The organism is Sphingobacterium sp. IITKGP-BTPF85, assembly GCF_001006065.1.
In the GTDB taxonomy this organism is placed as follows: domain Bacteria; phylum Bacteroidota; class Bacteroidia; order Sphingobacteriales; family Sphingobacteriaceae; genus Sphingobacterium; species Sphingobacterium anhuiense.
Genome location: NZ_ASZT02000068.1, coordinates 1 through 13,862, shown reverse-complemented (window position 1 = coordinate 13,862; position 13,862 = coordinate 1). Strand labels below are relative to the sequence as shown.

Annotated in this window: 9 protein-coding genes, 1 tRNA gene and 3 pseudogenes; 8 read left to right on the top strand and 5 right to left on the bottom strand. The window is 37.7% G+C overall.

The features are described from left to right. Positions 1-16 precede the first annotated feature (16 nt). Positions 17-391: a ribosome silencing factor gene (gene rsfS / locus L950_RS14100; RefSeq protein WP_021191401.1), complete on the bottom strand. Its 375-nt coding sequence runs from the start codon at positions 389-391 to the stop codon at positions 17-19. Positions 392-441: 50 nt separating this feature from the next. On the opposite strand from rsfS, the gene L950_RS14095 reads away from it, so the two are divergent. From L950_RS14095 to pfkA, 4 genes and pseudogenes are all read left to right on the top strand, one after another. Further along, a complete protein-coding gene (locus L950_RS14095; protein WP_021191400.1) occupies positions 442-1,212 on the top strand; it encodes a biotin--[acetyl-CoA-carboxylase] ligase in 771 nt (256 codons plus the stop codon). Between the two features lie 230 nt (positions 1,213-1,442). Further along, entirely contained in the window at positions 1,443-1,892 is a 450-nt protein-coding gene (locus L950_RS14090; protein WP_021191399.1) for a protein-disulfide reductase DsbD domain-containing protein, read from the top strand. A 267-nt stretch (positions 1,893-2,159) separates the two neighbouring features. Next, positions 2,160-3,849, top strand: a pseudogene (locus tag L950_RS14085) (protein-disulfide reductase DsbD family protein). Between the two features lie 171 nt (positions 3,850-4,020). Continuing rightward, a pseudogene (pfkA, locus tag L950_RS14080) lies at positions 4,021-4,994 on the top strand (6-phosphofructokinase). Between the two features lie 62 nt (positions 4,995-5,056). Here pfkA and pgi read toward each other — a convergent pair. After that, positions 5,057-6,704 (bottom strand): annotated as a pseudogene (gene pgi, locus L950_RS14075) (glucose-6-phosphate isomerase). 200 nt (positions 6,705-6,904) lie between these two features. Between pgi and prfB the strand changes: the two are divergent. Continuing rightward, positions 6,905-7,988, top strand: a protein-coding gene (gene prfB / locus L950_RS14065; protein WP_132769946.1) for a peptide chain release factor 2 whose coding sequence is annotated in 2 segments (ribosomal slippage) — positions 6,905-6,964 and positions 6,966-7,988 — 1,083 coding nt in all. Because the reading frame shifts where the segments join, the coding sequence is not laid out codon by codon here. Between the two features lie 53 nt (positions 7,989-8,041). On the opposite strand, the gene dcd is transcribed toward prfB, so the two are convergent. Further along, complete coding sequence (gene dcd / locus L950_RS14060) at positions 8,042-8,578, bottom strand: dCTP deaminase (RefSeq protein WP_021191395.1); 537 nt, start codon at positions 8,576-8,578, stop codon at positions 8,042-8,044. A 257-nt stretch (positions 8,579-8,835) separates the two neighbouring features. Between dcd and L950_RS14055 the strand changes: the two genes are divergently transcribed. From L950_RS14055 to L950_RS14045, 3 genes are all read left to right on the top strand, one after another. Continuing rightward, positions 8,836-9,477, top strand: a complete 642-nt coding sequence (locus tag L950_RS14055) for a 4'-phosphopantetheinyl transferase family protein (protein WP_021191394.1) — start codon at positions 8,836-8,838, stop codon at positions 9,475-9,477. A gap of 135 nt (positions 9,478-9,612) precedes the next feature. Next, positions 9,613-9,684, top strand: a tRNA-Glu gene (locus L950_RS14050). Between the two features lie 137 nt (positions 9,685-9,821). Beyond that, on the top strand, positions 9,822-11,738 hold the full coding sequence (locus L950_RS14045; protein WP_021191393.1) for a peptide-N-glycosidase F-related protein: 1,917 nt from the start codon (positions 9,822-9,824) through the stop codon (positions 11,736-11,738). A gap of 125 nt (positions 11,739-11,863) precedes the next feature. On the opposite strand, the gene L950_RS14040 is transcribed toward L950_RS14045, so the two are convergent. Next, positions 11,864-12,973: an NAD(P)-binding domain-containing protein gene (locus tag L950_RS14040; RefSeq protein ID WP_021191392.1), complete on the bottom strand. Its 1,110-nt coding sequence runs from the start codon at positions 12,971-12,973 to the stop codon at positions 11,864-11,866. Positions 12,974-13,230: 257 nt separating this feature from the next. Next, positions 13,231-13,437 (bottom strand): hypothetical protein, encoded by a 207-nt coding sequence (locus L950_RS30190; RefSeq protein WP_231577280.1) that lies wholly within the window; start codon positions 13,435-13,437, stop codon positions 13,231-13,233. Positions 13,438-13,862: the final 425 nt, after the last annotated feature.

Below are 13,862 nucleotides of genomic sequence, written 5' to 3'. Positions count from 1 at the left end.
ATTTTTTCTATCTTAATTAAGCACTTTGAAAGTCTTGAATTTGAGCGTCACCCCATAAATCCTCGATCGCATAGAGTGCCCTTTTTTCTTTCTTGAAGATATGAACAACTACATCTACAAAGTCAAGGATCAACCATTCGCCAAGACTCTGGCCTTCTTTATATTGTGGATCTTGACCAAATGTTTTATAGACTTCATCTTCTACACTTTTCGCAATTGCTTGCGCTTGAATATGGGAATCTGCATGACAAATTACAAAATAATCGGAAACAGAACTGTTAATATTTCTCAAATCCAATCGCACTATTTCATTTGCTTTCTTCTCTTGCATTCCATATACCACCACCTCTGACAGTCGTGTTGACAATTCTGAACTTTTATTTTTATCCATTAAAAAAAATTATAGTTTTGACTATTGTATACAATTAAAAAATTATCACCTTGCAAAATAACACATTTTCAGGACTTATTATCGGTCAAAATGTAATTACTGTCGATCGAGTGGCATCCACAAATGATTATTTTAAAGAAAACTTGTCAAAATTCAAGCCACAGGACGAAGGTTCTGCCATTTTAGCAGTAGAACAATTCGCGGGGAAGGGGCAGAGGGGTAACATTTGGAAAAGCGAACCTGGTAAAAATATCATTACATCAATCCTCATTTACCCGCATTTTTTAAGAATAGATCAACAATTTACCTTATCGTGCGCCATATGTCTCGGAATATTTAACTGGTTAAAAACAAAAACAGACCAAAAAGTGCAAATCAAATGGCCAAATGATATTTATGTTAATGACCACAAAATAATAGGTGTACTAATTGAGAACACGATAAAAGGAAATAAAATCGCAACAAGTATTATTGGGATCGGTATTAATATAAATCAAACTTCATTTGGCGATACCCAACATATTACCTCACTAAAATCGATCAGCAAACAAGAAGAACCCTATCACATACAATCGCTAGCGACAGAACTTTATCAATTTTTAGATATAGAATACAAACGGTTAAAAAACCAGGATCAAGATCAGCAACTATTAGCATTCAATCAAAATCTTTTTAGAAGAAATGAGATGAAAAAATATATGGTCAATGAAACAGAAATTGAAGGGAAAATAATACAAGTACTTTCAAATGGCCTATTACAGGTTCAAATCGCAAATGAAATAAAAGAGTTCAATCTCCAAGAGATTAAATATATCCTTTAAGCAACAAAATATTTACCCTGCTCCGATAAATATATTGGACCAAAAAAGTAAATTTGCTAAAAGAAATTAAACTTTAGCTATTTTCTACGGTCTTAATAGCAAGAGCATGATTTGTAAAGAAAGTTTTTAATATTAAAACATTCTGAAGAGACCATCAATGCCTATCGTTTACTAAAATCAATAAATATGCTAATGTTAGCTTTGTAACAATAAAAAAACAAATATATTCCATGAAAAAATTAACATTATTAATAGCAGTACTATTTTTTGCTATTTCAGGAGCAGTAGCTCAAATCCACGATCCTGTTAAATGGACTGTTGCTTCAAAAAAATTAAATGATAAGGAAGCAGTTATCTTTATCAAAGCCACTATTCAAGACGGTTGGCACATTTATTCTCAAAATGTCGGTGAAAATGGCCCTATACCAACCTCATTTACATTTCCTGCATCTAAAGATTATACACTAAATGGTAAAACAGCTGAACCTAAAGCAGCAACAAAATACGAAGAGGTCTTTAAAATGAATGTAGGCTACTTTAAAAAAGAGGTGATTTTTCAGCAAAAAGTAAAATTAAATAAAGGAACAACAACTGTAAAAGGAAGTGTAGAATACCAAGCTTGCGATAAAACACAATGTCTTCCACCAACAGATTACGCATTTTCTGTAGCAATCAAGTAAAAAAATAACAGCATATATATGCACAAAACGCTATTCAGCTAACTCATTATGGTTAGTTGAATAGCGTTTTCTTATTAGCGTGCGAATCCAAAATCACTTCATGAAATGTTAATTTTCTGCGATTTATTATAAGTACGCCTGTGATGACGAATAAATGCCTGTAAGATTACCTTTAGATAGTAAAATTGACTTTACAACTACTAAACAATAAGGTGATTCTCAATGTCTTTTTTTAATTTTACAAATTATCTTAGAACTCTATATATAATGGCTAAAAAGAAACTATTTTTAATCTACTTCGTTATTTTCAGTTTATTTATTCCTGTTCTTTCTTTTGCAACAGCACAAGACTCTTTACTTAGTGTAGAAGGAATCGAATTTTCAGAATCTGCTGATACAACATCCCCTGTTGAAGTGACAGAGGATTTGGTTTTCTCTGAAAGTCCTGATACCCTCAGTCAGGATACAACTAAAGCCCTGACGCAAACAGCAATTGATCAAGTTCCCGAAGAAAAAAAATCACTTTGGGGTATTTTCATCGCAGGTTTAGTAGGAGGTTTTATGGCATTATTGATGCCTTGTATCTTTCCGATGTTACCGTTGACTGTCAGTTTCTTTACAAAACAATCAGGATCAAGAGCCAGTGGAGTAAGTAAAGCTTTACTATATGGATTATTTATCATCATTATCTATGTTGCACTGGGTATGATCATTACTATTTTATTTGGTTCTGATGCTCTTAATGCACTTTCTACAAATGGTATCTTTAACTTCTTATTCTTCCTTCTACTAGTCGTCTTTGCAGCATCATTTTTGGTGCATTTGAAATCACGCTACCAAGTTCATTTGTCAATAAAATGGATGCAAAATCAGACAAAGGTGGTTTGGTAGGTCTATTTTTCATGGCATTTAGCCTTTCTTTAGTTTCCTTTTCCTGTACGGGACCTATTATAGGTACGTTGTTGGTGGAAGCGGCCTCTAAAGGCGAGCGCTTAGGACCAGCAATCGGTATGCTTGGTTTTTCTATTTCTTTAGCAATTCCATTTGCATTATTCGCAATGTTCCCTTCATTATTAAAATCCCTTCCAAAATCAGGAGGCTGGTTAAATAGTGTAAAAGTCGTCCTCGGATTTTTGGAGTTAGCCTTAGCATTAAAATTCTTATCAAATGTTGATCTTGCCTACCATTGGAATTGGTTTGATCGTGAGGTGTTCCTTTCCTTATGGATCGTTATTTTCGGTTTAATGGGTCTCTATCTGATTGGTAAAATTAAGTTTTCTCATGATAGTGAGCTCAAATTCTTATCCGTACCACGTACATTTTTAGCGATAACTGTCTTTGCTTTTGTGATGTACATGATACCGGGACTATGGGGAGCTCCTTTGAAATCTATATCCGCATTTTTACCACCATCTGCAACTCAGGATTTTGATTTATCTGCAGGAATAGCAAGTGCTCCGGCACACTCGGATGGTAAAGTGAAAAATATGCGGAGATATTCCATAAACGTGGTACTCCTAAAGGATTTGATCCTTACTATGACTACGACCAAGCATTAGAAACTGCTAAAGAATTGAACAAACCAGTTCTAATTGATTTTACAGGATGGAATTGCGTTAATTGCAGACAGATGGAGGCAAACGTCTGGACAGATCCTAAGGTGGCAAAATTATTAAAAGAAGGTTTTGTAATGGCAGAGCTATTTGTGGATGACCGTACTGAATTACCTAAAGAAGAACAAATTATTTCAACTTATTCAGGAAAGAGAATCAAGAATATCGGAAACAAAAATTCAGATTTTCAAGCTTCGAAATTTAATAGTAATTCACAGCCTCTTTATGTGATTGTCGATACGCAAGGAAACGTTTTGGTTCCACCTTCAGGAGCAAATTACGATCCTGTTGCCTATGCGCAATACTTACAAAGTGGTATAGATGCGTTCCATGCAAGAAAATAAAGACTCCATGGGGCGTTGATTTTGTTGAATCGAATCCATTACGAGCAAAGAATAAAAGCAATCGCAACTTATTTGGGTGATCAATTTACAAATAGATAACCCAAATAAGTTGTTTTTTTCATTCAACTGGTTTATATTGCAAACCGAAATACGATTTATTAAGTTTGAATTATGAGTAATATTAAAAATATAGCAGTATTAACTTCTGGAGGAGATGCTCCAGGAATGAATGCTGCCATTCGCGCGGTAGTTAGAGCAGGTATATATAATGGTTTAAATGTTTTTGGTGTTAAAAGAGGATATGACGGCTTGGTCAGTGGCGATATGTATGCTATGGACGTTAAATCTGTCGCTAACATCATACAACGTGGTGGCACCATTTTAAAAACAGCAAGAAGTGATGAATTCAGAACTATTGAAGGTCGTCAGAAAGCTTATGAAAATGTAAAAGCAGCTGGTATTGATGCTCTTGTTGTCATTGGTGGCGATGGAACTTTTACAGGTGCATCCAAATTTCTAGAGGAATTTGATATTCCTATCATCGGTCTTCCAGGTACAATTGACAATGACCTTGCTGGTACTGACTTTACAATAGGTTACGACACGGCTATAAATACCGTTATACAGGCTGTTGACAAAATTAGAGATACAGCAGAATCTCATGACCGTCTTTTTGTAATTGAAGTGATGGGTAGAGATTCGGGATTGATTGCGTTAAGATCGGGTATCAGCACAGGTGCTGAAGCCGTTTTAATCCCTGAGTTTAATGTGGATTACGACGCCATCATGAAACGCTTAGATAAAACACGCAAAAGCAAATCTTCACGTATCATCATTGTTGCCGAAGGCGATTCGGAAGGTGGAATGGTTGTGTCAGAAAGAATCAAAGCAAACTTTCCTAAATATGATGTTCGTTTATCGATATTAGGTCATATACAACGTGGCGGAAGCCCAACTTGTATGGATAGAGTATTGGCCAGTAGATTAGGTGTTGCAGCTGTAGAGGCCCTGCTAGAGGGTCGCAAAGGTGAATGGTGGGTTTAGTTCATGGCGAAATACAATTTATATCGTTCAAAAAAGCAATTAAACACATTGATTCAATCAATCAGGATTTATTAAGAATAGTTGAAATTCTATCCTTATAAAAAATAACAACATAAAAAACCGGGATTAAAACATTAACCCCGGTTTTTTATTTCCTTAACACTTATAAACGCCAAGATTTATATTGATTTATCAAACCATTTGTCGACGAATCATGCGTCGTAATGATATCTTCTGACTCTAATTCTGGTAAAATTTGACCCGCAAGCTGCTTCCCTAATTCTACCCCCCATTGATCAAAACTGAAGACATTCCAGATAATGCCCTGTACAAATATTTTATGCTCATAAAGTGCAACCAAAGTACCCAAAGAACGTGGTGTTACTTTTTTAAGCAAAATAGAGTTACTCGGTCTATTTCCTTCAAACACCTTAAATGCTTTCAGCTTTTCAATTTCTTCTTCCGATTTACCCGCTGCCTTTAGTTCAGCAACAACAACTTCCTCAGATTTTCCATTCATCAATGCTTCTGTTTGCGCAAAAAATTAGAAAGTAACATCTGATGATGCTTGCCTATAGGGTTTAAGCTAATGGCAGGTGCAATAAAATCACAAGGGATTAATTTAGTTCCTTGATGTATCAGTTGATAAAAAGCGTGCTGTCCATTTGTACCAGGCTCACCCCAGATAATTGGACCTGTTTGATAATCCACAGCTTTACCGTTACGATCCACACACTTACCATTACTCTCCATATCTCCCTGTTGGAAATACGCCGCGAAACGATGTAAATATTGATCATATGGTAAGATCGCGTGACTTTCTGCTTCAAAAAAGTTATTATACCATATACCCAACAAAGCTAGAGTAACCGGAATATTCTCTTCAAAAGCTGCTGTTCTAAAATGCTCATCGGCCTCAAATGCGCCCGTTAATAATTCTTTGAAATGATCAAAACCAACAGCTAAGCTGATCGATAAACCGATCGCAGACCATAGGGAGTAACGTCCACCAACCCAATCCCAGAATTGAAACATATTTTTAGTGTCGATACCAAATGCGGCAACAGCAGCGGTATTCGTGCTCAAAGCAGCAAAATGCTTCGCAACATCGGTCTGTTGTGCTCCACTTGTCAAGAACCAATCTCGAGCAGTATTCGCATTTGCCATCGTTTCCTGTGTTGTAAAAGTTTTGATGCAATCAGGAATAAGGTTGTCTCTGGATCAAGGTTTTTAATAGCCTCGGCAATATGTGTTCCATCCACATTAGATACAAAATGCATATTTAAATGTGTGCGATAAGCCTTTAAAGCCTCCGTCACCATTACTGGACCTAAATCAGATCCTCCGATACCAACATTCACCACATCGGTAATGGTTTTTCCAGTATAGCCTTTCCATTCACCAGATAGAATGCGGTTTGTGAATGACTCCATCTGTGCCAAAACAGCATTTACATCTTTCATGATGTCTTGACCATCAACAAATATTGCTTTTCCAGATTGATTGCGCAAAGCCGTATGCAATACCTGACGGCCTTCTGTTTCATTGATTTTCTCACCCTGAAACATTGCTTCTATGGCTTCGCTTAATTGGCACTCTTTTGCCAACTGGCGTAACAAAGCTAACGTCTCATCGTTCACTCTATTTTTTGAATAATCTAAGAGCAAATCATTAAATTCAATACTATATTTCTCAAATCTAAAATCATCTGCAGCAAATAAATCTTTCAAGCTATGCTGGTTTATACTAATATAATGATCGGCTAAATAGCGGTAAGCCGCTGTCTGAGTAAAATCTATTTTTGGTAACATATTTTTCTATTTTAATCAAACTTAGATAAATTTGTTTTATTTACAATGTTAATTGTACCATATCTATAAACAAAGTTATCGATTTCTCCTCTTCCATTAAAAACTGTACTATTGAGGAAATATAAAAATTTATCCCGATCACTGAAGTTCATATCGCAGCTTTTTGGGCATTTCCTATAGAAAGCCGTATCTTTGTTATTATGACCAAAGAACAAATTCAAGATTTGAGGGATCGTGTAACTTCCCTGAGGAGGCATCTTTGACATCGATGTCAAAAAAGAACTGCTAGAAAAAGACCAAGAAATTACCTTACAGCCTAATTTTTGGGACGACTCAAAAGCTGCAGAAAAAATATTACAGTCTATCAAAGTACAGAAGGTATGGACGGATCACTTTGATTCGGTCGCCGCAGCTGTCGATGATACGGGTGTATTATATGAATTCTATCAAGCCGGCGACGCTACGGAAGCGGAGCTCAATGAACAGTATCATATTGCTTTAGAAGCGGTGGAAGAATTAGAATTCAAGAACATGCTAAGCGCCGAAGAAGATCAGTTAGACGCCATTCTGCAGATTACTGCTGGAGCCGGCGGAACAGAAAGTTGTGACTGGGCGGCCATGTTGATGCGTATGTATATCATGTGGGGTGAGAAAAATGGTTATAAAGTAACTGAACAGGATTCGCAAGAAGGAGAAGTTGCAGGAATAAAAACTGTCACGCTCCAAATTTCCGGAGATTTTGCATATGGTTATCTAAAAGGTGAAAATGGTGTACACCGTTTAGTTCGTATTTCGCCCTTTGATTCAAACGGCAAGCGTCATACTTCATTTGCCTCTGTTTATGTCTACCCTTTAATTGACAACAACATTGAAATCGAGGTCAAAGATTCTGAAATTGAGTGGGATACTTTCCGTGCAGGTGGTGCTGGAGGTCAAAACGTAAATAAAGTAGAAACTGCAGTACGATTACACCATAAGCCAACTGGTATTATCATTAAAAATCAGGAATCTAGATCACAATTACAAAATAAAGAAAATGCCTTTCGACTTTTGAAATCACAACTGTATGAAATCGAAATGCGGAAACGCCAAGAGGCAACGGACGCAATCGAGGGTAATAAAAAGAAAATCGAGTGGGGATCTCAAATAAGAAACTATGTATTACATCCCTATAAATTAATTAAAGATTTAAGAACCAATTACGAAACCTCTAATACACAATCTGTGCTAGATGGTGACTTGGACGAATTCTTAAAAGCCTATTTAATGGAATTTGGAGGTTAAGCAGATTTCAAACGAAAAGAGCAAAGATTTTAAAGTCTTTGCTCTTTTTTATTTTAAAATGAGTTTTTCCACATCATAGACTCCACAGGCTTGGTCGTCTTGGTATTATATTTTGCATTTCCCTTTGTATTATAAAGAGTTTCCACCTCTCCCTCAACTACGAAATAAATAAGTTGTCCTATTGGCATTCCTGCGTAGATGCGAACAGGCTGTGCACATGAAATTTCCAATGTCCACGTATTACAAAATCCAACATCACCCTTTCCAGCAGTAGCATGAATATCGATACCTAAACGACCCGTACTCGATTTTCCTTCTAAGAAGGGAACATGTTTATGCGTTTCGGTATATTCTAACGTAACCCCGAGGTATAATGTATTAGGCTCTAAAACAAATCCCTCTTCCGGAATTTCAAAATGATCAATCTCATTATGATGTTTCGCATCCAAAACACGGTTTTTATAGGTCGCCAGATGTTTACCTAAGTGAACATCGTACGAGTTTGTCCCCAAGCATTTACGATCATATGGTTCAATAACGATATTGCCATTTTCTATTTCTTCTAGTATACGTTTATCCGATAAAATCATGATTATTCAATATTTGTATAGGTTAAAGCTGACTCCCAATCGTTTAGAAAAGTGAACAGCAACCATTTTTTTCAAAAATACGGTAATCGTTGATATTTTACAGCATTTCCTAATATTTCTTATGGAAATATTAGGAATTAATTTTTATCATACTTCTTCAGGTCATAGTAAGTTCATATCAAAAAATAAAGCTGAAAAACCGCTTATTTACAGACGAAGCTCCTTTTAAATGAAAACAAATTTAACTAAGTTTGATTATGAGCTTAGTATACCTACGAGAATTGGATCAGCATACCAAATTTGCAATTTGGCGTATTGAAGAAGATGAACAAACATTGTCTAATCAACTGCAATTAGACGCGCTAGAAGAACAGAAACTCATCAGCCTATCCAATGGTAAACGTCGTTTACATTGGCTCGCTACACGCGTCCTTTTACGCACGTTATTAAACACGACTGCTTATATTGATTGTCCTTCTGATGCAAATGGAAAACCATACCTAGCTAATTTTCCTCAAAAAATATCACTCACTCATTCTTTTGATTATGCAGGAGCGATCATCAGTTCGGTGGGCGAGGTAGGTATTGATATGGAGCTTATCAAATCCAAAGTGGAGCGCATTGCACATAAATTCTTAAAAGAAGAAGAACTGGACTTTATCACCTCAGGCGAAAACCGTATAGCGCAGCTCTATGCTTGTTGGAGTGCTAAAGAGGCTGTGTATAAATTGCAGGGTAATAGTGGCGTCTCCTTTCTACATAATATGACCATTGCTCCTTTTCAATATCAGGATGAAGGAATTTTGAAATTACATTTAAAAAGTGAATATCACGATTGTCACTTCGATGTTCATTATGAGAAGTTCAATGCGTATTTACTAGCTTATGTGGTCGAATAAGCTTGATTTATTCTCAAATAAAGACCTTGTAAAAAAATAATTTTATTCAAATTCAAAGAGTTACGTAAAAGGGGCCACATTTATTTTGCAAGAGTAAAAAATGCGCTTATCTTTGCATCACATTAATAAACAAATGGCCCGTTCGTCTAGGGGTTAGGACGTTAGATTTTCATTCTAGAAACAGGGGTTCGATTCCCCTACGGGCTACGAAAAGCGACTTCAAAAGAGTCGCTTTTTTATTGATCAAAATTTGAGATGCAAATAATGCCACACCTCCCTCATGATAAGATTGCGTAAAACATCTTATCTTTATGCAGTTTCTTAAATAATATTTTTTCAAATTAATGAACATAAAATCTTTCCTAACCCTATTTGCGCTCATCATCTGTTATCGAGCAGTTGCTCAAAAACCAGCGATAAGCCACATTGTTACGCATAACCGTGCAACTATTATTTGCGATCCTATTAAAGGAGAAAATCCATACCCTGCATGGGGTCTATTTCCCAAAACAGATGCCTCCATCAGAAAAATAACCATGCACGTTACTCTTGGAAGCCCCGATAGCCTTCATACTGCCCACTGGGATTATTTAGATCATATTATATTGCGTCGCAAAGGCGGTGCAAACGCTCCTGAACTTTCCTATGAACTGGGTAGAATGCTCACGCCATATGGAAGTATTTACAACAAAGGATGGAATTGGAAATGGCAGGTCGATGTCACAGACTTCGCCCCGTTTCTCCGAGATAGTGTGGAAATTGTATATGTGCATTCAGGCTTTGAAGATAAAACAGTCGGTTGGGCGCTTACGATAGATTTTGAAATCTTATCAGGTCCTCCCGTTGTTACACCACTTGGTATAAAACCTTTATGGAATAAGGCCTATAAATATGGAGATCCCAACGAGAAGATTGAGGATAATCTTTTACCGGTAAATTATAATTCTACAGCTGGAGCGGCATTAAGCAGAATACGCATACAGCACACCGGTCACGGTATGGACAAACCACGTGGATGTAGTGAGTTTTGCAGCCGCTGGCGCGAAATTTCTGTGGACGGAAAAATCGTTGATAAACGTGATATGTGGAAAAAATGTGGCGACAACCCGCTCTACCCACAAGGTGGTACCTGGATATTTGACCGCGCGTACTGGTGTCCCGGAGACCTACAACAACCTGATGTGATCGATGTATGGACAAAGCCAGGTAGTCATCAAGTCTCTTTATTAATGGAACCTTATACAGCCACCGACAACATACAGGCTGCTGAAAATATAGCGGCATATTTGTTTGAGTACACCGCCCCGAATCAAAAAACAGATGTCGCTGTGGAAGCTATAATGGTCCCCAATGATGAACAACGATTTTCCCGTTTAAATCCGGCTAGCTCAGACCCTCGTATAATGTTTAGAAACTTAGGATCAGACCCTGTTCGTTCACTAACTATTGTATATGGAACACAGGGTTTTCCGACTAAAACATTCCATTGGAAAGGAAATCTTCCTTTCAATCAAGTTGCCGAAGTGATACTCCCCGGTGAGATTCAGGAAAAAGATGGCGAAAATCTATTTCTTGTCACGCTTAATCAACCCAACGGAAAGAAAGATGCTTGGTCCGGAGACAATAACATGCAAACGACCTTTACTGCTGCACAGAAATTTCCAGCAACTTTTGTCCTACAATTATTAACGAATAATAAGCCTAAAGACAACAGTATTTTCCTTTTAAATGCTAAACAAGATACGATCTTTCAAAAAACCGCGGCGCAATTAGAACCTGTAACCCTATACACTGATACGATACGCCTCTCGGAAGGTAAACATTCACTACGTCTTGTCGATACTGCAGGCAATGGGTTACAATTCTGGGCACAGCCGGCAAATGGAGATGGTCATCTTCGCATATTTGATCTGAAAGGAAATTTGATCCATGCATTCGAAAGCGATTGTGGGACCGGTGAAATGTTCAGTTTCAATGCTGTGAAGGGGTTAGAATTCAATACCACAACAGGCAGATACGCATTTTCTCTCTATCCACGATCAGTAGTGGACCACACGCAATTGAATGTCGTATCGAATAAAGCAAGCGATATGACCGTTCAGATCACTGTGGATGGCACCGTATGGCAGAAACATGAGTATAAAGCTATTAAAAATGCCACATTCGACTATGATCTTAAACACCTCCCTGCAGGAAGAATAATTGTGGAAGCCTTTATGGATGGAATTAGCCAATTTAAAGGCCGCATCAACAAAAGATAATAGTAGGAAAGTAGTTACAATCTTCAACTTCTCCCTCTAAAAAAAGCGACCTAACCGTCGCTTTTTTTAGAGGGTATATACTTTCATAACATTTTGTATTACTCTTTGCTAAGTCAAATATTCGTTCACAACTTTAAATATGCAATTAACTCTCTTGCGGCTGCCCCTCCAGCACGATTAGCTCCAATTGTAGAAGCTGACGGACCATACCCTGTTAAGTGAATGCGTGGATCCTTTGTAACCTGCGTGGCCAGTCTTCCTGATAGCTCGATACCGCCCTTATCGTTGATCAGACTTAGTGGAGCAAGGTGATCCAGAGTATGCTTAAAACCTGTATTCCAAAAAATAACAGCAGCATCTAAAGTCGTCCCATCTTCCCATCTTACACCTGTTTCGGTAATCTCTTTAAACATTGGCTTACGATCCAGAACACCATCACGTAACATTTTTTCAATAGCTGGTGTAAGAGGCAAGCCTGTGACCGATACAACCGAGTTTGGAGCCAAACCTTCACGTACTCTTTTTTCTACGAGAGCAACAGCCTCCCTTCCCGCATCGGGAGTGAATTCATCTTTTCTAAAATTTACGGGTTTACGGGTTACCCATGTGGTCTGGGTAACCTGAGAAATTTCACCCAGTAGTTGAATGGCTGAAATTCCACCACCTATAACGATAACATGCTTTCCAACAAACTCATCCGAATTTATATATTCTCCAGTGTGCAACTGTCTTCCTTTAAACTTTTCCCACCCCGGATACTTAGGACAATTGGGAGTTTTCCAGGTTCCGGTTGCATTTATCAATCCGCGAGCACTAAATTGAATACCATTCGTATGTATCATAAATCGTCCATTACGCGCTGTTACTTCACTCACCCGAACAGGACGAATAATCGGAAGTTCAAACTTTTTTTCATACAGCTCGTAATATTTCGGAATAGCGGTATTCGCTTTCAGTGTAGTATCCGTGGTATCCACGGCATCTGAAAATCCCATTCCTGGGAGATCATTAATCCCATTAACATTATCAAGCGTTAACGAATCCCAGCGATGTTGCCAAGCGCCACCTGCAGCAAACTCATCATCCAAAACGACAAAACCTTTTCCAGGTTCGATTCCTACTTTTTTCAGATAATAGGCCGCAGACAAACCCGCCTGCCCTGCACCAATAACAACAATATCTACCTTGTAGAAAAAATCGGGACGCGTATTTTTTAGTGTTTTATAAGCTTCCATTTTGATTATTTTTGATATAATTCGGTCACTTTAGCCATTTTTGGGCTCATGTAAAATAGAATATTTAATTTTTTGGGACAAATTTCATCACTACTATCATACCGTAAAACCAGGTTATCATTCCTAGAAAAGAGACTATAAGTATAAATTAAGAACGCCTTTAATTTCATGAAACCTTCATTTCGCGCTATGGCGGAAAGAATCTCCAGAATGTCTGGGTCATTTCGCGCTATGGCGAAATCGTTTCGACAACCGTCTTATTCATTTCCCCGCGTGGCAAAATCATTTCGACAACCGTCTGTGTCATTTCCCCAAGTGGCGAAATCTTTTCGACCTATGTCTGTGTAAGTTCCCCACGTAGCAGAATCATTTCGTCCTATGCCGAAAGCTTGCCGCCATAGTGCGAAGACACGCTCCCGTTGCGCAATAACGTTTAGATCAACATCGATCTCGACCACCTTCAAGACGCTATCGGCCATCTCTACCTTGGCGCCAACTTGCCATCCTTGCATCTTTCAAATAACCTTGGCTTCTATTTGTTGAGATACGACAGCATGGTCATCATGGTCATACCTGTCAATACACGATACCGCGACGCTATATGCCTATAAAACAAATGTCCACAGAAGAGAAGAAAAATACTGCTCCAGCTATCATCATTCAGTTATCCATCAAACAAAGACTAATCATCCAAGCAAACGTCTTATGAACTACAGGCAAGGCAATGATTAGTTTGGTAGCAGACGGGATGGATAGAATGATGTGAGACGATGATCAATAAATATAATAGCTTAAAACGCGATATGAAGAAGCAAATAATAACTAGAAGTTTGGCTTTCTCTTGGTTAAAAAGGCATCAACACCTTCTTTAAAATCACGCGTTACAAAA